The 25,666-nt window shown below is 36.1% G+C and carries 21 protein-coding genes; 5 read left to right on the top strand and 16 right to left on the bottom strand.

Annotation, left to right across the window (positions count from 1 at the left end; all coding sequences use genetic code 11):
• Positions 1-54: 54 nt before the first annotated feature.
• From acpP to BN853_RS02245, 3 genes are all read right to left on the bottom strand, one after another.
• Positions 55-285 carry an acyl carrier protein gene (gene acpP / locus BN853_RS02255; protein WP_030004321.1) on the bottom strand — a complete coding sequence of 77 codons (231 nt, stop codon included), beginning with the start codon at positions 283-285 and terminating at the stop codon, positions 55-57.
• An 82-nt stretch (positions 286-367) separates the two neighbouring features.
• Positions 368-601 carry a heavy-metal-associated domain-containing protein gene (locus BN853_RS02250; protein ID WP_030004320.1) on the bottom strand — a complete coding sequence of 78 codons (234 nt, stop codon included), beginning with the start codon at positions 599-601 and terminating at the stop codon, positions 368-370.
• A 4-nt stretch (positions 602-605) separates the two neighbouring features.
• Entirely contained in the window at positions 606-2,945 is a 2,340-nt protein-coding gene (locus BN853_RS02245) for a beta-glucosidase (RefSeq protein WP_030004319.1), read from the bottom strand.
• Between the two features lie 138 nt (positions 2,946-3,083).
• Between BN853_RS02245 and BN853_RS02240 the strand changes: the two genes are divergently transcribed.
• Positions 3,084-3,815: a glycerophosphodiester phosphodiesterase family protein gene (locus BN853_RS02240; RefSeq protein ID WP_030004318.1), complete on the top strand. Its 732-nt coding sequence runs from the start codon at positions 3,084-3,086 to the stop codon at positions 3,813-3,815.
• Positions 3,816-4,045: 230 nt separating this feature from the next.
• Here the strand turns inward: BN853_RS02240 and BN853_RS02235 are convergent, their stop codons facing one another.
• Positions 4,046-6,379, bottom strand: coding sequence for a U32 family peptidase (locus BN853_RS02235; RefSeq protein ID WP_030004317.1), 2,334 nt, complete (start codon positions 6,377-6,379; stop codon positions 4,046-4,048).
• Positions 6,380-6,511: 132 nt separating this feature from the next.
• A complete protein-coding gene (locus tag BN853_RS02230; RefSeq protein ID WP_030004316.1) occupies positions 6,512-8,104 on the bottom strand; it encodes an MFS transporter in 1,593 nt (530 codons plus the stop codon).
• Positions 8,105-8,158: 54 nt separating this feature from the next.
• On the opposite strand from BN853_RS02230, the gene BN853_RS02225 reads away from it, so the two are divergent.
• Together BN853_RS02225 and BN853_RS02220 are read left to right on the top strand one after the other, a co-directional pair.
• The gene (locus BN853_RS02225) at positions 8,159-9,343 is read left to right on the top strand and encodes a class I SAM-dependent rRNA methyltransferase (RefSeq protein WP_030004315.1); all 1,185 of its coding nucleotides are present in this window, start codon (positions 8,159-8,161) and stop codon (positions 9,341-9,343) included.
• A gap of 56 nt (positions 9,344-9,399) precedes the next feature.
• Complete coding sequence (locus BN853_RS02220) at positions 9,400-11,229, top strand: glycerophosphodiester phosphodiesterase family protein (protein WP_030004314.1); 1,830 nt, start codon at positions 9,400-9,402, stop codon at positions 11,227-11,229.
• Positions 11,230-11,289: 60 nt separating this feature from the next.
• Here the strand turns inward: BN853_RS02220 and BN853_RS02215 are convergent, their stop codons facing one another.
• On the bottom strand, positions 11,290-13,653 hold the full coding sequence (locus BN853_RS02215; protein WP_030004313.1) for an ABC transporter ATP-binding protein/permease: 2,364 nt from the start codon (positions 13,651-13,653) through the stop codon (positions 11,290-11,292).
• 128 nt (positions 13,654-13,781) lie between these two features.
• Here BN853_RS02215 and BN853_RS02210 point away from each other — a divergent pair, with 128 nt between their 5' ends.
• Positions 13,782-14,453 (top strand): response regulator transcription factor, encoded by a 672-nt coding sequence (locus tag BN853_RS02210; RefSeq protein WP_030004312.1) that lies wholly within the window; start codon positions 13,782-13,784, stop codon positions 14,451-14,453.
• Positions 14,450-15,481, top strand: a complete 1,032-nt coding sequence (locus tag BN853_RS02205; protein WP_030004311.1) for a sensor histidine kinase — start codon at positions 14,450-14,452, stop codon at positions 15,479-15,481. The genes BN853_RS02210 and BN853_RS02205 overlap by 4 nt, the downstream gene beginning before the upstream one ends.
• Positions 15,482-15,520: 39 nt before the next feature.
• Here the strand turns inward: BN853_RS02205 and BN853_RS02200 are convergent, their stop codons facing one another.
• The 10 genes from BN853_RS02200 to BN853_RS02155 form a co-directional block, all read right to left on the bottom strand.
• Complete coding sequence (locus BN853_RS02200) at positions 15,521-15,820, bottom strand: hypothetical protein (RefSeq protein WP_030004310.1); 300 nt, start codon at positions 15,818-15,820, stop codon at positions 15,521-15,523.
• 66 nt (positions 15,821-15,886) lie between these two features.
• Entirely contained in the window at positions 15,887-16,555 is a 669-nt protein-coding gene (locus BN853_RS02195; RefSeq protein ID WP_052591432.1) for a putative N-acetylmannosamine-6-phosphate 2-epimerase, read from the bottom strand.
• Between the two features lie 21 nt (positions 16,556-16,576).
• On the bottom strand, positions 16,577-17,554 hold the full coding sequence (locus BN853_RS02190; RefSeq protein ID WP_030004308.1) for a hypothetical protein: 978 nt from the start codon (positions 17,552-17,554) through the stop codon (positions 16,577-16,579).
• Positions 17,555-19,114, bottom strand: coding sequence for an FAD-dependent oxidoreductase (locus BN853_RS02185; protein WP_030004307.1), 1,560 nt, complete (start codon positions 19,112-19,114; stop codon positions 17,555-17,557). It abuts the gene before it with no gap.
• Positions 19,115-19,118: 4 nt separating this feature from the next.
• Positions 19,119-19,847, bottom strand: coding sequence for an alpha/beta hydrolase family protein (locus BN853_RS02180; protein ID WP_030004306.1), 729 nt, complete (start codon positions 19,845-19,847; stop codon positions 19,119-19,121).
• A complete protein-coding gene (locus tag BN853_RS02175; protein WP_030004305.1) occupies positions 19,848-20,582 on the bottom strand; it encodes an alpha/beta hydrolase family protein in 735 nt (244 codons plus the stop codon).
• Entirely contained in the window at positions 20,569-22,080 is a 1,512-nt protein-coding gene (locus BN853_RS02170) for a DUF4127 family protein (RefSeq protein ID WP_030004304.1), read from the bottom strand. Before BN853_RS02170 ends, BN853_RS02175 begins: the two co-directional genes overlap by 14 nt.
• A gap of 9 nt (positions 22,081-22,089) precedes the next feature.
• Positions 22,090-23,499 carry an immunoglobulin-like domain-containing protein gene (locus BN853_RS02165; RefSeq protein WP_030004303.1) on the bottom strand — a complete coding sequence of 470 codons (1,410 nt, stop codon included), beginning with the start codon at positions 23,497-23,499 and terminating at the stop codon, positions 22,090-22,092.
• Positions 23,500-23,530: 31 nt separating this feature from the next.
• Positions 23,531-24,094, bottom strand: a complete 564-nt coding sequence (locus BN853_RS02160) for an SGNH/GDSL hydrolase family protein (protein WP_030004302.1) — start codon at positions 24,092-24,094, stop codon at positions 23,531-23,533.
• 62 nt (positions 24,095-24,156) lie between these two features.
• Entirely contained in the window at positions 24,157-25,641 is a 1,485-nt protein-coding gene (locus BN853_RS02155; RefSeq protein WP_030004301.1) for an ABC transporter substrate-binding protein, read from the bottom strand.
• Positions 25,642-25,666 lie beyond the last annotated feature (25 nt).

Below are 25,666 nucleotides of genomic sequence, written 5' to 3'. Positions count from 1 at the left end.
AAAACAATTAAATATTTATTCAAGAAAAAGCGAAAAAAAAGAAGGGATTTCCCCTTACTTTTTAGCTTGTTCAATGTATGAAACTAAATGACCAACGGTTTTGATTTCTTGAGCTGCCTCATCAGAAATTGAAATATCGAATTCATCTTCAATGTTCATAATTAATTCAACGGCGTCGAGTGAATCTGCACCTAAATCTTCTTGAAGTCTAGCTTCAAGGTTGATTTTAGATTCCTCTACTTTTAGTTCACTTAAAATCATTTGTTTTACGCGTTCGAAAACCATGTAATGATCCTCCTTTATTATTGAAATCAATTGCTATTGTAATTCATTAGAGCTCATTTGTCAAGCCTAACAGTTTGAAGTTCTAAGTAATCTCATCTTCGTCATATGAAGCCAAAAAGTCAATTTGATAGTTCATGCTTTTGACTTCTTCTACAAACAATTGATTATCGATTACTTCTTCATAGTAGACCTTTAAAATCATTTCTTTGATATCAAAGCTTGCCTTATAAGCCCCAAGAGATAACGCCTTTTTTTCGATTCTTGAGATACAGGACCCACAATGAATGCCTTTAATGCGATAAATAGATAGAAACATCATTTCACCCCTTAATTATTTTAATAAGACCAAGTATTCGTTTACGGTTTAACATCAAAACAAGACCGGAAACTCTATTTTGATTAAAAAAACCATTGGTCGATGATTCAAGACTTCTTAATGGCATCGCCTTCATGGCTTTGGTCATCATGTGGACCGTTAAGTCATCCTTGCTCATTTTTTTGATTTTTTTGATTGCCACAGATAAGAGCACTTTACCAAGCAATCGATCACTGATATCTTCAAACGTTGTGTTTGCATGATACTTACTGGTGATATTATTCTCTACAATGGGTTGAGAAAAATAAGTTAAATACTCTTTAGTCGTCATTTGTATCGGATAAGTATTCGGATTTTGATCAAATGAGTGCCCAGCCAAATTGATTGATACCTCTTTAAAGTGATTACTCGATGATGTACCAATATAAAATTCATAGCTACCTTCTTCAAGACACATTTGTTTTGTGGTAGTCATATAACACATCAAATCGTCTAATAAAACATCAATTTGAAATTCCACCGTTGTTTTTTGACGAACCATTTGTTTATTAAAACCAACCAATCGGTAGGTTTCACGGTAGATTTTACTATCTTTTTTCCCCATATAAATTTGAATCACTTCCTTAGAATCTATGTTCGAAGTGTTCGTCACTAATACACGAAAGGTTAGTTTCTCTATATCTTTATCAACACCCACGTATTGATAACCAAATTTAGCGTATGAGCATCCAAAGCCAAAAGGGTAGTGTGATTTCTTACCTAAACTTAAAAGGTCTTTATACCCCACGTAAATCCCCTCTTTATAATAGCTGTTTATGCCCTGATTAAAGTACTTGGTTGATTCCAAGTCATTTAAATCGTATAAAAAAGTTTCTTGAAGCCGTCCGGATGGACTAAACTTACCAGTCAGGACGTCATAAAGCCCAGCATCGCCCATTTCACCAGAAAAATAAGACAACATAATCGCATCTACCCCTGCCTCAAAAGGCAATAGGACACTTGAGCCAGTTTCAATCACACAAACGATGTTTTTACATTCAACAATTAACCGTTCCATTAGCTTTAATTGATTGATTGGTAAATTTAAGTGTGTTCGATCAAAGCCCTCCGACTCTTCTTTTTCATAGAGCCCAAGGACCACAACAACAAGCGATTTATTTCTTGATTTAGTGACGGCTTCTTCAATGAGTGCTTCGTCGACTGCCTCGGTCGTTTCTTCATACCCATAGGCGTATTCAAAGCGCTTGCCATTTCGAATGAATTCATCGTAAAGAGAAACGACTTCTCTTGGGTTTACTCTTGAACTTCCAGCGCCTTGATAACGTGGTTTTTTTGCTAGTTTTCCAATCAAAGCGATTTGTTTGTCAGTCTTAAATGGTAAAACCCCATTATTCTTTAATAAAACAAACGATTCAATGGCAGCGATTTTTGCCAATTTCCTAGCCTCTAAGACACTAAATTCACTTGGTTTACGGTTTTTATCGGCTTGAATCGCCGTATGAATGATCCGGCACACCGCTTCATCAATTACCTTTTCATCCAGCGTTTTGTTTTTCACTGCTTTGATGATTTGTGTCGGTTTAAACCCACCAGGCATTTCTAAATCTAGACCGTGCTTGTAGGAAGCAACCCGGTCATTCATGGCTTGCCAATCGGTCATCACTAAACCTTTGTAGTTTAGTTTTTCTCTAATTTCTTTTTTTAATAAATCGGTCTCACAAACGTATGAACCGTTTACTTTATTATATGAAGTCATTAAAGCGGCAGGCTTTGCCTTTGTTATCGTTCGTTTGAACTGGTTTAAATAGACCTCATGTAAACTGCGATCATCAATAATTGAGTTTGAAACCATCCGGTTATTTTCATTATTGTTTAAAATAAAATGTTTCAAACACGCCATAACGTCTTCTGATTGAACCCCATTAATGTAGTTAATCGCACACTCGGATGACAAGTAGGGATCTTCAGAAAAATATTCAAAGTTTCTGCCACAAAGTGGGTTTCTCTTCAAATTTGCGCCTGGGGCAAGTAGCACATCTACGCTTTGATCTCTCGCTTCTTTGGCAATCATTTTCCCCACTTGATAAATCAAATCACGATTAAAACTACTACCAAGAAGTGCCAAACTCGGGTAACAAACGGCTTTTTCGCTTTGAGCCATAAAAGTTTGTTTTTTGGTTGAGACTTCTTTTCTTAATCCGTTAGGTCCATCACTAAAAACAACCGCTTTTAAATCGGTTTTTGGAATCGCTTTGATTCGCCAGTGATCTTCCCCGATCAACAGCGATACTTTTTCTTCTAGTGTCAACACCTCTAGAATTGAGTTGATTTTATCGTCATACATGCCATCACACCCTATACTTAATTATAACAAGACAAACCAAATAAATCCCTTATAAATGTTAATTTACCCAAAATTACTTAATAAGAATTGAAAAAAGGTCTGTAATTTTGTAAGATATACATTGAAGTTGGTGAAATTATGAAAGATTTATCGTTCTTGAAGAACTACCATATTTGTCATCGTGGGTTACATGATGAGAATAATAACATTATAGAAAACACGTTGACCTCATTTGATAAAGCCCTCGAAAAAAATTACGCCATTGAACTAGACACTAATATACTTTCTTGTGGCACAGTGGTTGTATTTCACGACAGGAACTTAAAACGGCTTGTTGGTAGAGAAGATATATTAAAAGACATCACTTACGAAGAACTAAAAGACGTCGTAATCAAAGGTACAAACGAAACCATACACACATTAGAGTATGTCTTAAACTATATCAATGGTCGAGTCCCCTTACTAATTGAACTTAAACCATTCGGGGATAAAAAACGACACGTTAAAGAAGTGATACGTCTACTAAGCAAGTACCCTCACGTCTACGCAATTCATTCGTTTAATCCCTACATTGTCTATCAATTTAAAAAGTTAGCACCTTGGATTATTAGAGGACAGATTACCGAGTATTTTAAAAATGACTCGCTAAATCCTATCGCAAAACAATTAATGAAACGAATGACCTTCAATTTTTTATCAAAGCCTGATTTTATTACTTACGGCATTGATGACCTACCAAATAAATACGTCAATAAAGCAAAAAAGAAAAACCTAGTTATTTTAAGCTACGTTGCCAAAACACAAGCGCAATTAGATTTTGTAAAAAGCCATTACGATAATGCTGTGTTCGAATCTTTTACTCCGAATTAATTTCGGGGTTTTTTTTATGTTTTCACCCATTTTGTATAATAGTCTCAGATTAACTTACTTTAGATATTAATATATGAGCTGTAATCAATATTATCATCATATAAATATGTAATTATCTTGAAATAACCTGATATTATCGCTTTAAATCAAGATTATTGATAAAACATTATATATTTCCATTGATTTAACATTATAAAAGTAAAAAAAAGATAGAAATCTATCTTTTTTAATTATCCAAGAAAACGTCCTGTACTTATCTTGTTAATAGTAAGCACACTCTCTATTCCTTGAAATTTCAATTGATAAGCCTTAATAATATCTTGTGTTTCTTTCTTAGATTCTAGTGTGAAATCTAACCTAAGGGTATTTATACCGCAAGCCAGAATATCAGGTAAATATGAAAGTAGTACCAGTGGTTTTGAATCCATAATTCTCATATTACAATTGCCATCATTGATCATCGCAAACTTACCGTGTTGTCTATCTTGTAAGTAGTATTGGTTCTTAAAACAAAGCTTACAATTTGGCTTGTACCCAAAGTTTTTTGCGACCGGGCAATACTTTGAAATCATTAAGTCTTTATAGCCATACACGATTAATTCTAAGTTAGGTTCACGTTTGTAAACACGCTCATAGCTTGTTGTAAAGTGTTTTAATCGTTCGTATGATAGTTCACTTGATAGTGTCACGCGTTTGATTCCATAGGTTGAAACGAGATTTGCTGTGTGTATGTTTGTGACGTTTAAGAACTCATCACCAATCATTTCTTTGGTTGTTTGTTTATTTCCTAGGCTACCAATTTCATTAAGTACGACTTTAGGGTCGTCCTTGTAGTCTTGGTTATCTTCAATGATGCGTTTAAGCACTTTGAACAAGGTTGCCTTTGGGTAGTTGTTTTCATTAACCTCTAATACGTCATCGTAATAAATTTCAGTAATACCTAATGCGTATGCGGCTTCTAATTGATCTAATGTGTGTACTTTTACGACCAAATGAGCTTGGTCCACGTCTTTAAATCCAGAACTCATTTCGTCAGAAACAATTTCTTTTCCTGGTTGGTTTAGTCTTAACTCTGTTAATTCGATGATTGCATCTCTTCTAAGATCATTTAAAACCTTGATTGGGACAAACGTTTGATTGTCTGTAATAAATTCGAATGAATCAATGAAAAAAGGACTTCTACCAAAACGATTGACTTCATTTTTAACCTCTTCGGCCGTCATTACATTCTTTTTAGCTTCCTCAAGCACTTGAGTACCGATTTTATAAACCTCATTATGCCTGTTATCTTTTACCTTAATGATCAAAGGCATACCAACAAACGCACTGACCTCAATCGATAAAGGGATTAGACTGTAGTTCTCATCCAAATAAACATCGAGTTCATTTTCTAGGTTCGAATCCGTTGTTTTATAGCAGTCACTACCAACTGCAATCTCTTCTTTAACTTCAAAATTCACAACATCGTTGGGTTTCGCTTTTTCAATGCTCGTTTGACCTATTTTTAGATTGAACAAAACATTGCCATAATCCTTGTCTCCAATCAAACGATAACCATCCCCAACTTGAAATGACTCCGTTAACCGAACGTAGACACGTTTTTCTTTATAATCTATAACCTTACCAATTAGAACACCCATGTGGTTTGGTCTAAAATCATTATTAATATCTTTTGGTATTTCATGAAACATATAACCTTTTGTGAACTCACGATTGAACACTCGTTTTAAACGATCTACTTCCTGTTCAAATGCCAACTGTTTATGATTCATGTGTGCCTCAATTGCATGTTTATAAGATAATACCACTTGAGTAACGTAGGTATATTTTCTCATTCTGCCTTCAATTTTTAGAGAATCAACCCCAGCATCTATTAGTTCATTGAGATAATCAAGTGTCATTAAATCTTTGGTTGATAATAAATATGCCTCATCACTGATTGGTGTTTTATCCTTAATCAATTGATAGTTTAAGCGACAACTTTGGGCACACTCGCCTCTGTTACCACTTCGTTTATTAATCATTGATGAGAACAAGCAATTGCCTGAGAAACTCACACACAATGCACCGTGTATAAACACTTCTATATCTATGTCAACTTCTTCTTTGATCTTTTTAATGGTTTCGATGCTCGTTTCTCTTGCAAGAATCACTCGTTTAACACCAAGTTCTTTTAAAAACTTCACGTGATGGATGTTATGAGCATTTACTTGAGTTGATGCGTGAATTTCCGTATTTGGATAGCGTTTTGTAAGTAATCCAATTAACCCCAAATCTTGAACAATTAGCGCATCGACATTACAACGCACGAGTTCATCTGTAAAAGTCAGTAAGGACTCAATCTCATTGTCAAACGTCAGTGTATTGATTGTAACAAATAAAAGCACATCTCTTAAATGTGCGTATAAGACCATCTCTTTAATTTCTTCGATACTAAAATTCGCTAAGTATGCCCTTGCTCCAAACTTTTGTCCTGCAAGAAACACCGCATTAGCGCCAGCGTTGATTGCCGCAATAAATGCTTCTTTGGTGCCTACAGGTGCTAATATTTCTGGTCTTTTCATTTGATCACCTTATCTATAACGTTTGTATTATATCACTATTTTTATCTAAAATATAGTGAACTTTTCTATCAATTTTAAAATAAAAAAAGAAGTCCGATTATCTCATGATAGACAATCGAACTTCCTTACTTATTAATCCATATCCACATCGAAACTTTCGATAATGGATTTTACCTCAGGCTTCACATCACCATGTTTGACAAAGAACATTGTCACAAACGATACAATGACAAACACCGTCGCGTATGGGAATAAAATCGTACGTCCAAAATTGTCCATAAACAACCCGGATAACAGTGGTGTAACAATTTGTGCTGCCATAGAGAATGTGTAATAATACCCTGTGTATTTACCGACGTCAGTACCTCTAGATAGTTCAACGACCATTGGATAGGAATTGACATTTATACTTGCCCAAGCAATCCCGGTTAGACCTAAAACAACGTATAACAGGATACCTGTTTTTGCCGTTAATATGGATGCGCTAAAGAAACATACGGCAAGTAATACCACACCGAATAAAATCATCTTCTTACGACCAATTTTACTTGAAATAATACCAATTGGAATGAATCCAACAATTGCGGTTGCTTGTGCAATCAACAACGGCGTTGCATAGCCCATGTTTAATACCTTAGGTGCGTAATCTGAGAGTTTTGTTGTTACCGCATTATACCCCATGAACCAAAAGAATACCGAAAATAGAATTAAAAGAAGTGAAACAAATTTCGCTTTTGACATTTGATCATGGGCTTGATTTTCTTCTTCATCCACAATTTTAAGTTCTGCTTCAAGCTTGATTTTTTCTTCAACTAGTTTCTTTTCATCTACTTTGTATAAGAAAATCGCAAGCATCATAAGCATAATAAATCCAACAATCACAAACGCCCATAAATAATTAACATAAGAATATTTATCGACCCCTAAAATCATCAGTAAAATAATGGAGGTAATTGCCCCAACTGCACCCATTAGATTGATGACTGCATTTGCTTTACTTCTTAATGGTTTAATCGTCACATCCGGCATTAACGCAACCGCTGGTGACCTAAATGTTGACATCATAACTAAAGTGAAAAACAACATCACGATAAAGATGATAAAGACCGCAGGTGATGCTTTTGTCTCTTCCCAAGCATGACTAGCTAGGTAATTATAATAATGGTCTTTAATCGTGTTGTAATCATCTTTTGAAAGCTTATCAAATAGCGAGTAATCCTCAAGTAGATTTGCCATACTGGTTTTATAGGATGACTCATCCATCGTTAAGACAATAATACCCCACTCGGCTTTAGTCGCATCCTCATCAATATTCTTAACAAGCTCATATTTTTCAATGATGTTTGTTTCGGTTTCAATTTTCTTTGTTTGGTAGTTATCGACAAATGACATGCCAACAAACAAGAAAGCCGCTAAAATCGTCCCAATAATAACATATGGGGTTCGTCTGCCCTTCTTATGATTGGTCTTATCCGATAAATACCCGAAAAATGGTAATAAGAATAACGCAAGCACGTTATCAAGTGCCATCACCGCACCACTGGCTGTTTGATTTAATCCAAACTTGTCAATTAAGATTTTTGGAATAATGGCATCGTACGCTTGCCAAAACATACTAATGAGTAAAAAAGCGAGTCCAACGTAAATCGTTTTCTTGTAATTTAGTTTCATTGTTCCTTTTTCCTTTGTTTTTGATTTAATTGTAACATTTTTTTGATGTTTCATCCATTGGTTTCGGTTGTTATGTTATAATTTATGCGTAAGTTGTAAGGAGATACTATGGAAAACTGTAAAATATATTTAAAACCTGGTGAGGAAGTGCGTTTAAACGAAGGTCACCCTTGGGTTTATTCAAATGAAATTAAAAACATTGTTGGTCACATCAAGACAGGCGATCTTGCCTACGTCTACTCATCTAAAAACGTGTTTGTTGGTAAAGGTTATCTAAACACCAATTCAAAAATATTTGTTCGTTTGTTGTCGCGAATTGAGAACCAACCAATCGATGACGCTTTTTTTAAAGACTTAATCCATAAAGCCAATCAAAGTCGTATCGACTTAGGTTATCGCAATTCCTATCGTGCCTTTTTCGGAGAGTCCGATGGAATTCCAGGTTTGATTGTTGATAAGTATGGCGAGTATTTATCCATTCAAATCTTATCATTACCGATTGATGAGCGTAAAGAGCTATTTATCCAATTACTTGTCGAAGAATTTAACCCGCTTGGTATTTACGAACGTTCAGACGTCGCGGTAAGAAAAAAAGAAGGTTTACCTCTTTTTAAAGGGGTGGTTTATGGCGATGTCCCTGAAAAGATTGCCATTAAAGAAAATGAACTCGACATGCGTGTTGATTTAATTAATGGTCAAAAGACAGGTTTCTTTTTGGATCAACAAGACAACCACAACGCGATTAAACCATACGTTAAAAATAAAAAAGTACTCGATTGCTTTTCAAACATCGGTGGGTTTGGTTTACATGCCGCCTACCATGGCGCAAAAGAGGTCATTTGTCTGGATATTTCAGAACGAGCAACCAACGATATCATGGAAAATGCCAAAATCAATGGCTTATCTCAAGTATCGACAAAAACAGTCAACGTCTTTGATCAATTAAGAGACTACGTCAAAGATAACGTTAAATTTGACGTTATCGTCTTAGACCCACCAGCGTTTACCAAATCGAAAGAAAAACTTGATAATGCGTATCAGGGCTACAAAGAGATTAATCTTCAAGCGCTGAAGTTAATCAATGACGGCGGTTACTTAGTCACCGCTTCTTGTTCTTCATTTATGACGCCTGACTTGTTCTTAAGTATGCTTCAGGAAGCTGCCGTTGATTCAAATAAAATGGTACAAATGGTTGAGTTTCGAATTCAATCAAAGGACCATCCAGCCAGACTCGGCAGTGAAGAAACACTTTACTTGAAACTGGTTGTCTTAAGGGTTTTACCGAAACGATAGGTGCGTTTGCATCTATCTTTTTTTTAGTGCTATAATAAAAGTAAGGATGTGATTTTATGAAAAACACCTTTCTGACTTTGTTTTCTTATTTAATGTATAATTTTAAGACACTTGCCATATTTGAGTCGATCTACCGCTTACTAGGTATTTTTTTACTCTTTCCATTTATCTCATTTATGTTTCAGTTTGCCTTAAGACTCAATGGCATTGTCTATTTAACAAACAAGAATATATTGAATTTTTTATCCAGTTACCAAACCATTTTAGTTCTTCTATTCTTATTTATCATTATCGCTTTTTACTTACTCGTTGAGTTTATATTTCTTTCCGTTTTGTTTGACGCAAGTCAAAGAAAATTCAAACTCTCCATCCAATTGCTCGTGTATTACAGCGCACTTCGACTAAAATCTAAAATTCTAAAAAAGCACATATTTGTCTTAGTGCCTACGTTCCTATTCTTCATTATCGTCGAATCGATTTATTTTTCATTAGGTACCAATCTATTTAAAATTCCTGATGTCTTGGTCAATCAAATTCGAGAGATTCCTTATTTTACCCCACTTCTCTATTTCATTTTTCTTCTTCTTTTTTTAAGCTTTATCGAAACTGTCCATACCGTCAGTCTTTACCAACAAGAGCAGATGACTTTTAAGAAGGCTTATAAAGTATCTCGCCAAATGCTTAGTAAGAAACGACTGCGCATGGTGACGGAATTTATTGTGTTGAATTTGGTCTTAAACGGTCTTTTTTATCTACTGTATTTGTTATTGGTGTATGTGGTTGGTTTTTCAGTTAGCCTCATCACACAACAACCTTATATCCTTGGTATTATCTTATCTGCTATTTATGCCTTATATTTAATATTAACACTGGTTTCCTCGGTATTCTTAATTCCGATGAACTTCGCACTTTTACGTGTATGGTACGCTTTTTCTTCTAAAACGAATCTAACCGATGAAGTTGAAACATATGCCGTCAAAGAAGAAATCAAACTCAACTACCCTTTAATCAAAAAAGGATTGATTTTGACATTTATTGCCGTTTTCCTCTTCAACTTAACGAACTTCATCTCCTTAGGAAATCAAGACAGAAGTTATGCCGAATATTTTAACTACCCAGAGATTATTGCACACAGAGGGTCTTCTTTTGAAGCCCCTGAAAACACCTTAGCGGCTTTTAATCTCGCCATTGAGCAAGGCGTTGATGGCATTGAATTTGATGTTAGAGGAACCGAAGATCACATACCGGTTGTGATTCATGATGCCACGACAAGACGAACAACAAACGACATAACTTCTAATCTAGTCTCTCGTGTCACTTATGATTATTTAAGTCAATTAGACGCGGGTAGTTTCTTTTCACTTGATTACCGAGGTGAAAAAATACCGACATTGGCGGAGTCATTGTCTGTCATCAAAGGTAGTGCGAGGGTGTTTGTTGAACTAAAAGTTTCCTCTACTTCACTTGAAGAATTGACAATGGAACTTCTTTCTATCTATGACATGCTTGATGAAGCAGTCATCATGTCGTTTGATTATCGTCAACTTAACCGGATTAAAGATAACTACCCAATGGTAAAAACCATGTTGCTAGTCCCTATTTTTTATGGCAACATCGATCCAATCTTATCTTATCGATACATCGATTATTATGGATTTTCTTATCAAATGATCCTAACCTATCCAGAATACATCGAAAAAGCACACCAATTAGGTAAATCCATTTACGCTTGGACCGTCAACTCAGAATCAAGCATAAGAAAAGTCGTGAACAGTGACGTTGATGGCATCATCACCGATAAACCATTACTTGCAATGGAAATCGCAAGTAAGAAAAACTTACCTTCTTTCTTAGATGAAATACTAGACATATTCAATCGAAAATAAGTTGAAAACCGCTCAATAAAGAGCGGTTTTCTTTGCTTATGATTATTCAAATGTGTCATCTTATTCAGTTCTAAGCGCAAGCACTGGGTCTTTCTTAGAGGCCCCTCTAGCAGGAATTAAACCAGCCAAGACCGTTAATCCGATTGAAATAACAATCAGTACGATCGCACTTGGTAATGATAAGGTTGAGATGTTCTTAACCTCCGTTAAATTATAGACAATCGAATTGATTGGGAAGGATAAGAGATAAGAGATAAATACCCCAATAAATCCAGCCAACCCACCGATTAAGAAGGTTTCTGCGTTAAACACGCGTGTGATATCTTTTTTTCTAGCCCCAATCGCTCTTAGGATACCAATTTCTTTGGTACGTTCAAGCACGGATACGTAGGTGATAATCCCAATCATGATGGATGAAACCACAAGTGAAATCGATGTAAAGGCAATTAAGACATAAGAGACGGTATTGACCATTTGTTGGAAGAAATTACCAAGTAATTCCGCCAAGTCTGTGTAATAAATCGCACTGTCCTTATTTTCCTTATTGTAATTGATTAATGTCTCTTTAATATTTTCTTTTGCTTCAAAGCTTGATGGGTAAATATTAATGGTGTTTGGTATGTCATTACCACCAAACATACGCAATACCGTCTTATAAGTTGCCTCATTGATGGCTGTACCTGTAAGCGGATTTAGATTAGGGTTATCCTTCATGAATGAAACGATTTCTGAATTCATGCTTTCAGTTTGAACGTAGTTATAAAGTTCTTTCATATAACCAAAACCAGTCGAGTGAACCGATTGATCGGTTTGCTCATTTTGTCTAATGATTCCAACCACTTTTAAGGTTAACGTTTCATCAAAATTGATGGTTTGTGGCGCTTTTAAGCGAAACACCCCATCCACATTCACATAGATTTGATCATTTAAAGTTAACTCGTATTCTTTATCAAAGATGGTACTAAAATCAACTTCTTCTAAATCATCGCCTGCTTCTTTTAAACCTAAACGTTCTAAGACCGTTTCAGAGACTTTGTTGTATTGATCAACGATCAAGACTAGTTCACTTTTATCTTTTGGAAGACGGCCTTCAATGACATCATATTGGTCATTAATAAAATCGTCATTGACGAGCATCGTCCAAGGACTTGCCCCACCGCCAAATGGTCCACCAGATTGTGCCTCGGTTTGAAGTTTACTGTAGACTTTAGTTTCGTTGACATCTTTTACATCATAGATATCTAATGTTAGCCCCGTTTGATAAGTCACGTCAAGCACCCATTCTTCTTTTAAGTTTTCTTCTAGGAAGGTAATGTAGCTTTCCGTAATGTCATTACGTTTCATCACGTCCTCAGCCGAAATCACCTGTTCAACAAATACTTTCTTTTGAGTTGGGAACTTCTCAAACACTTTGATGTCTTCAAGGGCACTCATCGCTGCATTTAAGTCAAACGCCGTTTCACTAATCGTTAGTGGGTTACTTGAGAGGGTATCTCTTTGAATTTTATCAATGTAGTTGTTCATACCCGTTGATAAACTAAGGATTAAAGCAACCCCGATAATTCCGATTGAACCCGCAATGGCGGTTAAAATCGTGCGTCCTTTTTTGGTAAATAAGTTTTTAAGCGAAAGTGATAAAGCCGTCGTAAAACTCATTGAGGTTTTATCCCTAGTTTTTTTCTTTGTTTGTTTTTCGATTTGCTTAATGGATTCGACTTGGTTTTTAAACACCACATCCTTAGACGCGTCGTATGGATTAGAGTCATCGGTAATCAAACCATCCGACATTTTAATGACACGATTGGCGTATGACGCAGCTAAATCCGGGTTATGTGTCACCATGATAACTAGACGATCACTTGCCACTTTTTTAATTAAATTCATGATCTGTTCTGAGGTTTTTGTATCAAGCGCACCCGTCGGCTCATCCGCGAGTAAGACCTCTGGGTTATTAACTAAAGCTCTTGCGATAGCGACACGTTGCATTTGACCACCAGATAACTGGTTGGGTTTTTTATACAACTGATCATCTAGTCCAACCTCCGTTAATACTTCGATTGCTCGTTTTTTACGTTCTTCAGATGATATCCCTGATAACGTCATCGCTAATTCGACGTTTGCGATGACCGTTTGGTGTGGAATTAAGTTGTAGCTTTGAAAGATAAAGCCAATACGCTTGTTACGGTAATTATCCCAGTCTTTATCTAAAAAGTCCTTGGTTGATTTGCCATTGATTAATAAATCACCACTGGTGTACTGATCAAGACCACCAATCAAATTCATCAATGTGGTTTTACCTGAACCACTTTGTCCTAAGATCGCAACAAACTCATTTTTTCGAAAATCGAGTGATACGCCTTTTAGTGCTTTTATTTTTAATTGTCCAATAATATAATTCTTTTTTATGTCTCTAAGTTGTAACATAGATAGACCTCCTTCTTGAATTATCACGACCATTCTACCTTATCAAGATAAACTGAACATAAACAAATCAAAAATTGTTTGTACACATTTATTATGATATACTTGAGTTAGCAAATGAGGTGTCTTTTATGGCAAGAATACTAGTGGTTGATGATGATAAAAATACGAGAAGACTGATTTCTGTCTCTCTTAACAAAAACAACGATATTTTATTAGCAACAAACGGTATTGAGGCCGTTAAACTGTTTGAACAAAACGTTGTTGATTTATTGATTATCGATGTCATGATGCCACAAATGGATGGCTATGAATTAACCAAACTCTTAAGAGAAACCAATAACAATAACCCAATCTTGATGCTTACCTCAAAACACGCCATCATGGATAAGCAAAAAGGCTATTCACTGGGGATTGATGACTATTTAACCAAACCATTTGACCCTATTGAACTACAGCTTAGAGTTGATGCGTTATTAAGACGCGCACAAGTGTCAAACAAACACATCTTAACGATAAACACCATCACACTTAATAAACGCTCACTTGAAGTCACCACTCCAAAGGAGACCATGCTTTTACCAAAAAAGGAATTTGATCTTCTCTTTAAACTCTTGAGTTACCCCAACGTCATATTCACAAAATATCAATTAATGGATGAAATATGGGGGATGTCAAATGACTCTGATGATCACACCATCAATGTCCACATTAATCGGTTAAGAAACCGATTTGCCGCATACGATGATTTTGAACTACGAACCATCAGAGGTCTAGGTTTTAAGGCGGTGACTAAACAATGAATCAAAAATACCATCACTATCATTCGGTCAAACGACTGACTATATTTATCTTTTTGACCATGATTCTTTCTGGTTTAATTACCTTACTCATCACTTTAAGCTTAATCTATGTATTAAAGGTTGAATTAAAGTTTCTTAGAAATCCACTTTACTTACTAGGGATGACGCTTTTTGCCTCGAGCTTGCTTGCGACAATCATCACAACACTCTCATCTAAGAACCAAATGAAAGAGCTAAATGATTTTCTTAATGCGATTAACCAAGTTTCAAAAGGTGATTTCAGTATTCGTTTAGGTGTACCTAAATCACCTCAGATGGAAGTAATTTATCAAAATTTTAATGACATGGTTAGTGAACTTTCAAGTATCGAAACACTTCGAAACGACTTTGTTTCAAACTTCTCACATGAATTTAAAACACCCATTGTATCCATTAAAGGTTTTGCAAAAATCCTTTTGAATGGCGACTTAACCAAGGAAGAACAAACCGAATACCTTGATATTATTTATCAAGAATCAACAAGGCTTGTGATGTTATCTGAAAACACACTAAATCTAACGAAACTAGAAACACAAAACATCGTTTTTGAAAAGTTCAACTACCCTGTAGACGAACAAATCAGACAGTGCGTTTTAATTTTACAAAACGAATGGGAAGAAAAATCTTTAAATCTTAACTTAGACCTTGACGACTTAACGTATTTAGGAAGTCCTGAGTTAATGCAGCAGTTATTTATTAACTTGATTAGCAACTCGATTAAATTTTCTAAACAAAACGGGGATATCGCCATTTCGCTAAAAAAAGTGGCTGATGGCTATCTCTTTATAATAACTGATAATGGTATTGGCATGGATGAACAAACATCAAAGCGAATCTTTGATAAGTTCTATCAAGGCGATTTGTCACATGTAACTCAAGGCAACGGGCTTGGTCTATCTATCGTTAAACGTATTGTCAATTTGATTAACGGCGAAATCACTGTTAAAAGTGTCTTAAACGAGGGAACGACTTTCCTTATCAAATTTTAAAAAAAATATGGCAAACCCAAGCGGGTTTGCCATTATTATTTATTGCACACTAAACTCTACTGCAACAAAGATGTCTTTAAATTCATTGAAGTGATTGTTGTTGACTTCATTGAATGCTTCAAACAACGCTTTAACTTCGTTTTGATCAGTAATTACCTGTGCTTTTGCAGCAATAGGGTTATTATCAACCAACAACGTTACTTCGTTGTATTCCTTAATCGATGCTACTTTATTGGATTGACCTGAGGTAATTGCATAGTATTTACCATCTTTGATGATGTAGTTTACCTTGCGTTGGTTTTTACCATAGTCTAAAATCATTACATTTAAATTTGCCATAATTATCCCTCTTTCTTTATCTATTACAATTATAAATAAAAAGACAGGTTTAATCAACTCATTTGCTTACTTTAAATACGCATCGACGTATCTTTTTGTAATTAATTGTGGTCTAGTAATAGCACTACCAACAACAATTGAAAATGGGTTTTGTTCTTTAATCTTTTTGATGTCTTCAATGCAGTTAATCTTGCCTTCTGCAATGACAGGAATCTTTAACTCTTTGACTAGTTTAGCCACAAGTTCGACATCCGGACCTTCTGCTTGTCTTGAATATGGCGTATATCCGGATAACGTCGTTGATACCATATCAAAACCTAAGCTTTGTGCAAAAAGTGCTTCTTCATAGGTCGAAATATCTGCCATTGCCAAAAGATTTGCTTCATGGATTAAATCTAGTTTCTCTTTTAAAGAAACATTATCTGGATGACAGCGGTTTGTCGCATCCATCGCAATAACCTCACAACCAGATGAAATCAGTTCTTTAATTTCTTTGGTTGTCGGTGTGATGTAAACCTCACACTCTTTATAATCTCTTTTTACAAGACCAATGACCGGTAGATTCGTTTCTTCTTTAATCGCAATAATGTCATCAACACCATTAGCACGAATCGCAACAGCACCACCTTCTTTTGCGGCTTTTGCCATTTTTCTCATGATGTGCGCACCATGAAGTGGTTCGTCTGCTAGTGCTTGACAACTTACGATAAGTTTGCCTTTAATTATCTCTAATATATTCATATCGTCAACTTCTTTCTAAAGGATTGGCTTTGGATGAATCGTGATTGATTCACCACCTAAAGCTTCTTGTTCTTTGGTCATTGTAATGCTAAATGATTCCGGATTTGGACATGCCATTGTGGCTTGTCTTTCTTGATTAAATGGCACTTTCATAACAACACCATTAATTCGGCGGTACAAGTAAACTTCATGCCAAACGGCTTCTGTCACTTTCGCTTTGGTTGGTTTAACATTCGATCCTTCATTACCGTATTGATCAATTGAGTTTACTCGTTTAAATTCCGCTTTTTCCTTATTATGTCCTTCACTATAAAACAGAGGGCTATAATACGTACTTGGTTTGTTGTCTTTTAAACCATAAACTGCTCGTTGTTTCTTATATTGTTCAATGGACGTTGGTTCGATTACCTCAATTTTTAGTTGAAGGTAATTTTCTACTGGACTATATACACTCATTTTAATCAAGTCACCAGGAAAATAATAATATTCAGGACGTTTTGGATCACTAATGTTCCAAGAGTTTACATTATTTCTTATAACGTTACCTTCATTGTCGATACAATCGCTGTAGATGTAACGATAAAAAGGCCGGTAACAGATTTTCTTAGAACCATAGTTTAATGATTCACTCATATCATTGGTTTCATAACCACTCATATAACCTAGTCCAGCATCGGATTCAGACAAGGCATGACCACCCATATAAATAGATGGTGAATCCAGATATCTCTTCCAAAACGTACGGTTATCACTGCCAAAGCGTTCGTCGTCTGGGATAAATTCGCCAAGACGGATGACACCTTCGATTCCTAGCCAATAGTCCTTAGAAGAAAATACTTTTCGATACCACGCACCTAGAAAACACTTTGGTGCTGCTGGTGTTTTTTCTTCTTCAAATTGACCTTGATAAACAGCTACGTCATTAAATTCATCTAATGGGACATAATGACTATCTAAGGTTGGTATGACTACTTTATTTAAATCTTTTTTCACTTAAATCCCCTCCAATACGGAATCTGGCCATCTTAGTTCTACCCCTTTAGAAGTTAAGATTGCTTGATACTCTTTTAATAATTGATCGTTTTCATGTACTTGTTTTGGTGTTACTTTTTTATTAATGCAATAAGCTACTAAGTAACCTGCACTTTCCCCAATATTCCATTCAACTGGGTGAAGTCGATAACAACCATTGGTCACATGCGTGGTGCCAATATTCTTACAACAAGCGATTAAGTTATCTTTGTTGTTTGGAATTAATGCCCCAAGTGGAATTTGAAACGGGTAGGTTTCATCAAAGAAATACGTCTTTGTTTTGGTGGTCATGTGTAAGTCAATGTGGTAATGACCAATCCCAATGGTATCTCTAAAATCTGGTGCTTTTTTAGCAAAACGTTTGTTGATGTCTTGTTCACGGATGGTGTATAACGCTTTGATACGTCTAGATTCTCTGATGTATGGCGCCATTGCTAAACCATCTTTTGTGCCTAGAACCTCAGGCATTAGCTTGATTTCTTTATAACCAACACCTTTTCCATCGTCTCTTCTAGCCTCTGTTTGTAGCCAGTAGATCAAAGATAACGTCAGTTGTTTGGCTTTAAATTGGTGATATTCTGCGTTAACGTCTTCAAAAATATTACCAAAGAAATAGTCATTTTGCGGCCAGTTGATTAACGTTACCGAACAATCTACCCCTTGTTTAAAATGATTCTTTTCAATCACTTGTCTGTAAGTAAACATTGCTGGTGTGTGTTCGTATGGTGCTTTTGCAAACATTGAAAATTCACGTTTTGAGCCTTGTTCAAGCCCAGCTGCATACCAAGATAACACCGATTCTTTAAAAGGCATTTGATAAGCTTTAAACTCATCATATAGCACTGGTTTTTCAATGATTTCTTTATTATTAGGATCAAAGCCGATGGCTGCAATCCAAGTAATTGGTTGCATGTCATATGGGTCTTTTTGCATTGGTGCGTGTGGTTCCTGAGTCTCTTCAAAAGATTCAGCGCCTGTAACGTAATTTGTCCCCGATAGCGGTAATAATTCCCCAGTATCGGTTGCATCTAAGAAATAATTAGCTTCAAAAATATGTTCACCTTTACTATTTCGTAAAAATACGTTGTAAATTTGTTCGTCTTGATAATCCGATCCAACAAGTGTGGTATTCAAATAAATATCTAGAATGCCACTTTGAACAAACGGATCTAGTAATTCGTTTAAATATTTTAATGAAATACGTGGATCACTTGAGTTCTTTGATACCCATCCATTGCCAGGATTAAAGACTTCTTTGGTCTTTAATTCGTCGATGATGTCTGGGTGTTTTCGGTAATAACTTCTTATTTGTTCTCTAAACGCACGATACGTTTTAGTTGCACCAGTGAATTCGATAAAATCATGTTCATCACTTGGTACGCCTTGACTGGTTAATTGTCCACCAATCCATGCGTATTGTTCAACTAAGGCTGTTTTTATGCCTTGATTGGAAAGCGCGTAAGCGGCCATAATACCACCGAGCGAGCCACCCACGACTACCGCTTGATATCTTTTTTTCATGTCATCAGTCCTTTTTTAGTAGAAATTCATACGCATCATCAAACTGTTGTTGATTGGGCATGTGTGGTGTATCATATAATTTAACGGTTGCTAATGGGTGATCTTTTAGCATTAATGGAAACCGATAAGGTATGGTTTCATCTTGAAGACCACCAGTTAAGAAAAGAGGGCATTGGATTTTGTCTTGATGCTCTACTGGGCAAAAATCGCTTAAATACGCTAAATTTGCCAAGTAGTACTCGTCTTCAATCCATTGATACTTTTCTTTCTTAAATTTATAAAACTCGACCATCGATGGTGAACCGACAAATGAGACTGCCTTTTTCAATGGGTAAATGGTCGATAAGTACGTACTAATTGCTCCACCCATCGAAACACCAATGGCATAAACTTCATTTTCAATGACTCGTGGCATGTACTTAATGTATTTTTCGTAGAGTTGCACCGCATCTTCTGCACTTTGAATGATCATTTGATTGATATCTTTCATTTTTTCAGACGCTGGTTTTTTCTCATAAACATCAATACGTCTTTCGCCATGGAGGATTGTATCAATCCCAACAACAATAAAACCTAATCTTGCTAAATAATCTTCACGTTTAAAATAATCCCCATCTTTATAGCCTGTAAATCCATGAAATGAAAAAATAACTGGTTTATCGTTTAAATCTTCAGTTTCATAGATCGATAGTGGAATACCATCAATCTGAAATTTTCTTACCAATATCGCCATCTAGAATACCTCGTTTTTTAGAAATTCGTAACTGTCTTCTAACATCTCTTTCGTTGAAACGTGACCTGTATCGTAATACTTTAATGTGAACTCAGGTAGTACTTCCTTTAAACGTTCTGCAAAGATTGGTTTAACAATCTCATCTTTTGTCCCACACCCCATAAAGATATTTTTATCTTTGAGTAATTGATAATTTGTTAGTGGGTCGTGCGCCTGATAATAAGCAATTTTTCTATCGTAGAAAAAGCCTTGATTAAAGCCATATAATGTCGCTTTATCTTTGTAATACTCAACAAACGATGGGGTTGGTACTAAACCAACAATGGTTTTTACTTTTTCATCGATGGTTGAAAGATAAAACGCTGTTAGGCTGCCCATCGACACGCCATACAAATGATAATTGTCTTTATGTACTTGTGGTCTATTCTGAAAATACTTCGCAAATAGACGTTTTGCATCTTTAGCTGTATGCATCACAATTTCGATGATGTCTTCATAGCGGCTGATGTTCGAACGGTTTTTTTCTAATTCAGGCATGCGTAACCCATGCATGTAGGAATCGATCGCAACCACATAGAAACCAAGGTTTGCAAGAATTTCACCTCTGCCCATGATGTTTTGATCTTTATTACCACTAAACCCATGAAAGAAGTAGATTAATGGTTTAACTTTACCATCTTCTACCTCGTAAGTAGTTAGTGGAACACCATCAAGAATCTCTTCACTTATTTTCATTGACTGTAACATCCAATCCGGTTTCAAACATACGATTCCAAGGGGAGTATATGTCATTAATTGTAATGGTATAACGGCCATTTAATTGGTCATTGATAAACGTTTGTAGTTCTTCTTTAATTTGATTTACCACATTTCCTTTTTTACCATCAAGTAAAAAGTAGTGGTTAGGTAAACTTAACGTTTGACTTACTTTTGAACGAACCACACTACAATACCCAAAGTCTTCAACGTATCTTAGACCTAAGAAATCAAGGTTCTCTTTACGGTTTGGGTAAAGGTAGTCAAACATACCTTGTGGTATGCAGGTACCTAGCGTATTCGAAGAAGTATTCCACCCAGCATAAGCCGATATTTTCATCAATAAATCTTTTTGTCTTAATAATTTTAATAAGTTTAAATCCCCACCATTGGCGTAAGCAACGTCAGCGATAATCACTTTTTTTCCAAGTTCGATCGCATAATTTGCTTGTTCCACGTACTCAATTAGATTTCTAAATGCGTCGTATTCAAGCGAAGCAACGTGTTGGTGATTGGTTTCTCTCATATGAGAGGCTGGCACATTGACTAACAAGACCAAATCACTGTCTTTTAAACTACTGACAATCATCCCACCAGCTGCAAGCACTTGATACTTAATGGTTTCATTTAATAGACGATCTTCGTAAAGTGGAATTTGCATACCACCTGTGATTGATGCGTAGGCTAAGTAGATTAAAGGCTTCTTACCTTCGTATTGATTAATCATACGTGCTAAAAGCGTGTTGGTCACTTCATCTGCCCCTGGGTACATATAGCAATCAAGTTCAATGTTATTGTCTTTGATTTTCTTTCTAACTTTGATTTGATCCGTCGCGGTTAAACCATATGGGCTTGAATCGTCTTGTGGGACAATACCAAACTCAATGATACCTTCTTTGACTAGGTCTAGAAAAGCTAAATTAACGACAATATTCTTTTCTCGTCTTTCTAGGTAATCTGTCAGTGAAGCTTGATCGATGGTCTTTTTAATTTCTTCAAAATGCATTTTTTCTTCTTCGGTTAGAATACCCAATTCACTCTTATGATCGTAGACACCATACAAGTGTATTTCTCTACCACACGTTTCATAGTAATCTGGTTCTTCTTCACTTGAAGAGTACTTCGGATTTCTCATGATTAAGCTATAAGCATATAGTTTTAAAGAAGGGTTTGACTCTTTGATTTTTCTTAATACATTTAGACGATCTAGTAATACAGCAGTTTCGTCATGGTGTAATCTAGATGGTACGATACCACCATAAACCAAGGTATCAACGGCAATTACCATGCCATCGACATCCTTAGATATCTCATATAACCATTTTGATATTTCAGGTAGATTTCCCTTTTTTTTCTTATCCCCTAAAATGGTTAACTCAGGTACAAAGATTTGATAGGGCATTCCTTTAACGAGTAATTGATTAAACGTGTAATTACAAGGTCTCTCATCCAGAGGTAGTACCGCTATTTTTTTCATAATATTCCTCTATTCTTCTTTCTTATGCGTGTTTAACGCACGTGAATTCATTGTTGATAATTGATCAATTGTCATCGCAAGTGATGTTTTAAATGGGTGAATCGCCACGGTCTCTCCACCAGTAACATCATCAATCCCAGTCGTTGTAAAGTATGAAGCTACCGGACAGCTCATCACCGCAGTACGTGTATCATTAAAAGGCACACGGTATAAGATACCATCGATGTTTCGGTGTAGATAAGTGTTATGCCAAATCGCTTCACCTACGGTCGTTGTGGTTTCTTTGACTGGTTTACCTTCATTTGCTACTTGGTCAATCGCATTCACGCGTTTGAATTCAGCTTTCATTGAGCCATGCCCTGAACTAGGAAATACTGGTGAGATAAAATCTTCTGGTGCTTTCCAGTCATTGAATGTGCGAACGCCCACCGAATAAGGTAGCGTCGATGCGGCAATTACTTCAATTTGAAGTTGTAAGTACCCTGGTTTTGGTGAGTAAACAATCATTCTTAGTTGATCGCCTGGTAAGTAATAATATTGAGTATCATTAAAATCCCAGTTACCACTACAGTTTTTTGACGTACCTGACCCATTACAGCTGACGGCGTAATAACGGCCATTGGCTCTGTCGTAGCTACCAGCGTCGTAATCGTATGAGGTAATGTAACGCCAAAATGGTCTAAATGCGTAAGAGCCAACCGAAATCCCCGTAGAACCCGCACTGTTTTTAACGAGTGCATTCTTTAGTGATAAGCCCACGTCACTTTCGGCGTAAGCATTCCCACCCATGTAAAGTGATGGGTTATCTAAATTTCTTGCGTTTGGATCAATATTTAATGAATCGTTATAAGTCATTTCATAGCGGTTAATGTCTGGCATTGGTAGCGTGACTTCTGCTTCTAAACCTAACCAATAATCCTTTGATGAAAATACTTTATGGTAGTAAGCACCTTGAAAACAATTAGGTGCCGTTGGTAGTTGTGCTTCATTAGAAATGGTGTTTTGATAGATTGGGTAAGACGCTAAAACGTCATACGTTTCTAAGACTGTGATGTATTTAATTAACTGATTAGAAACATTACCAGCACGGTCTAACACATAAAATACAAGTTCGTACGTCCCTGGGACTGATAAATCAAAGTCCCCTAAATCGGCTTCAATTTTACTTGTAATATCGCCTTCTAAATTATCAAGTGCTTTGAGGCCTTGATAAATGTCATACTCGCTGTTTTGCTTGATTGATACACTTTGTTTTGAGGCATCAGCAAAAGACAACAAGGGTGAAATCTGATCGTTTAAATACTTTTCTTCATCCGGGTCTGGTTGTGGCTTAGGGTCAACTTGAGGACCATCGCTTTGGCAGCCTACAATTGCCATCAACAAGAACACAATGATGCCCAATGTCATTATTTTTTTCATATTTTTTCTCTCCTTTGTTATACCTTCGTCTTTAAATAAATAAGCCTTCAGTCGATTCTTTTAAAAAGTTTAAGTAAACCTCATAACCCTGTTCACTCAAATGAATACCGTCAATGGTGTAATCTTCATTTAACAAACCATCCTTAAGAACGACGTTATATAAATCAAGATAGGTGGCTTTGTAGGTTTTCGATTTGTCTTTGATGAACTTGTTAATGATTTCAATTTCTTTATTATACGTTTTGACATTTTCTTTGACTAAAAGGCCCTCTGGTCTTCCATTCATCGGTAAAATCGATGTCAAATACACTTTTGTTCTTGGTAAGTTAACACTAATCATTTCAACTAAGGCGTCATACGTCTTGTGAAATGGGATTGTATACCCGTGAGGAAAATAACGCAAGTTACAAAGGAAATCATTGATGCCTATCATTAGAAAGACAACCTCAGGTTGATGTAATCTTAACTCTTTAACGAGTGGGATGAGTTCGGTTGTTTTATAACCGCCAACCCCGATATTGATCACGTTTGGGTATTGATTTAATTGTTTAAAACCAGCCGTGATTGAATCACCCATAAAAACTATTTTTTTCATATTGACCTCTTTATTTAAACACGGAGGTAGGCGTCACAAATGTGACGCACCTTCCTTTGTTGTTAGTTGTAGTAATTTTCACCTAAATTGAATTTTTCAATTAGGGTTGCTCGTAAGCTAGATTCCGTCGACGTCATGACGTTTCTAATGTCGCCATCACGAACCGATTGTTGAATCATAATCATATAAGACGTATCATTTTGATTTTGTGATTCCATCACACTATAAAAGTTATCCGGAAACGTCGTATTGATTAAATCCAAATGCACAAGGCGTGAATCTTCACTTGCATAGTTAGCAAGTAATCTTGTGTTATAAAAATCATCTTGAATTGCTTCAATTGTTTCAGGGAAATATTGCATATCTGCCCAGATTTTAAAGATAATTTCATCATGGATCATTAAGTCCTCATATCCAGCAGGAATATTCGCTTTTGAAAATGACGATGAAATGACATGAGTTGATTTACCACCGACCGTAAGCAAGCGATAATTTGACATATCTTCTAAGATTTCTGGTCCAACTGGGAATGGTACATAGTTAATATCAAAGTTTGCACTGCCCCATTTGTTTGATGCACTGATGTGCCATGATTCGCCATCTTGGAATGCCACGTTACCAGCGGTAAATTGTGGTTGTGATGTGTTCGATAAATCCGCATCGTCAATCCACATACCTGGTTGTTGGTACATGCCATTTAAAAACTCAAGTGTATCTAGGACTGGTTTGCTTGTTAAATAAGTATTAAAATCTTCATCAACAAGTCTACCACCATTTGCCCCGATAAACCCGTATGCCCAGTTATAAGTTCTGCCACCAAACACGTATTGAGCACCACCGTTTTCATCGGTTCTTGTGTGATCTAATTTACCATTAAGTTCTTCTGCTAACGCTTCAAACTTTTCCCAAGTCCATTCGCCTTTATTCCATAAGTCGATTGGCTCGTTTTTACGTGTTTCACCTAAGACTCTGCCTAATAAATCAACGTTGAAATAAAGACCTTTGTCTGCAATTGGGTATTGATCATCATACCCATAATGTTTTCCTTTGACTAAGCCGAATGCTTTTTTCTCAGGGAAAAACAATTCACTACCAAAAGCATCCATGTAGTCATCAAGTGAAACAATCGCACCTTGTTCAGCTAGATTACCGATCGAAGTTGAAATGATTTCATACACGTGCACCGATTGAGTCTTTAACGTTGACTCCTCAATGATGTAACGTTCTCTAGCGCCACCCCATGAAGCGTTGGTTGGGTAGTTCTTAAAGACGACTTTGACGTTGTATTTAGCTTCAACGTCTGTAATTTTATTGACCTTTTCTTGTTTGAAAAGACGTTCGTAAGTAGATGATCTTGGATCACATTTTTGTGCATTATCACACATGATGACAAAATCAATCCCACCCAAATCGTATTCTTTTTCAACTGGATCTGGGTTTGGATTTGGGTCTGGGTTTGGATTTGGTTTAGGTGAATTTCCACCACCACAGCCAACCATGAGAACCAAAAGTAAAACGAGTGTTACAACACTAAATACTTTTTTCATTTTTTTTATTCTCCCTTTTATTTTT

Origin of the sequence: Paracholeplasma brassicae, assembly GCF_000967915.1 — a bacterium.
In the GTDB taxonomy this organism is placed as follows: Bacteria; Bacillota_I; Bacilli_A; order Acholeplasmatales; family UBA5453; genus Paracholeplasma; species Paracholeplasma brassicae.
Note: the sequence above shows the minus strand (reverse complement) of the source record. Positions and strands in the feature narration are given on the sequence as shown.

Coding starts and splice junctions, on each gene's coding strand:
- BN853_RS02210 (WP_030004312.1), top strand. CDS start 13,782: ATGGCAAGAATACTAGTGGTTGATGATGATAAAAATACGAGAAGACTG.
- BN853_RS02245 (WP_030004319.1), bottom strand. CDS start 2,945: ATGTATGACGATAAAATCAACTCAATTCTAGAGGTGTTGACACTAGAA.
- BN853_RS02240 (WP_030004318.1), top strand. CDS start 3,084: ATGAAAGATTTATCGTTCTTGAAGAACTACCATATTTGTCATCGTGGG.
- BN853_RS02200 (WP_030004310.1), bottom strand. CDS start 15,820: ATGGCAAATTTAAATGTAATGATTTTAGACTATGGTAAAAACCAACGC.
- BN853_RS02220 (WP_030004314.1), top strand. CDS start 9,400: ATGAAAAACACCTTTCTGACTTTGTTTTCTTATTTAATGTATAATTTT.
- BN853_RS02160 (WP_030004302.1), bottom strand. CDS start 24,094: ATGAAAAAAATAGTTTTTATGGGTGATTCAATCACGGCTGGTTTTAAA.
- BN853_RS02230 (WP_030004316.1), bottom strand. CDS start 8,104: ATGAAACATCAAAAAAATGTTACAATTAAATCAAAAACAAAGGAAAAA.
- BN853_RS02205 (WP_030004311.1), top strand. CDS start 14,450: ATGAATCAAAAATACCATCACTATCATTCGGTCAAACGACTGACTATA.
- acpP (WP_030004321.1), bottom strand. CDS start 285: ATGGTTTTCGAACGCGTAAAACAAATGATTTTAAGTGAACTAAAAGTA.
- BN853_RS02215 (WP_030004313.1), bottom strand. CDS start 13,653: ATGTTACAACTTAGAGACATAAAAAAGAATTATATTATTGGACAATTA.
- BN853_RS02235 (WP_030004317.1), bottom strand. CDS start 6,379: ATGAAAAGACCAGAAATATTAGCACCTGTAGGCACCAAAGAAGCATTT.
- BN853_RS02250 (WP_030004320.1), bottom strand. CDS start 601: ATGTTTCTATCTATTTATCGCATTAAAGGCATTCATTGTGGGTCCTGT.
- BN853_RS02155 (WP_030004301.1), bottom strand. CDS start 25,641: ATGAAAAAAGTATTTAGTGTTGTAACACTCGTTTTACTTTTGGTTCTC.
- BN853_RS02165 (WP_030004303.1), bottom strand. CDS start 23,499: ATGAAAAAAATAATGACATTGGGCATCATTGTGTTCTTGTTGATGGCA.
- BN853_RS02170 (WP_030004304.1), bottom strand. CDS start 22,080: ATGAAAAAAATAGCGGTACTACCTCTGGATGAGAGACCTTGTAATTAC.
- BN853_RS02175 (WP_030004305.1), bottom strand. CDS start 20,582: ATGAAAATAAGTGAAGAGATTCTTGATGGTGTTCCACTAACTACTTAC.
- BN853_RS02180 (WP_030004306.1), bottom strand. CDS start 19,847: ATGGCGATATTGGTAAGAAAATTTCAGATTGATGGTATTCCACTATCG.
- BN853_RS02185 (WP_030004307.1), bottom strand. CDS start 19,114: ATGAAAAAAAGATATCAAGCGGTAGTCGTGGGTGGCTCGCTCGGTGGT.
- BN853_RS02225 (WP_030004315.1), top strand. CDS start 8,159: ATGGAAAACTGTAAAATATATTTAAAACCTGGTGAGGAAGTGCGTTTA.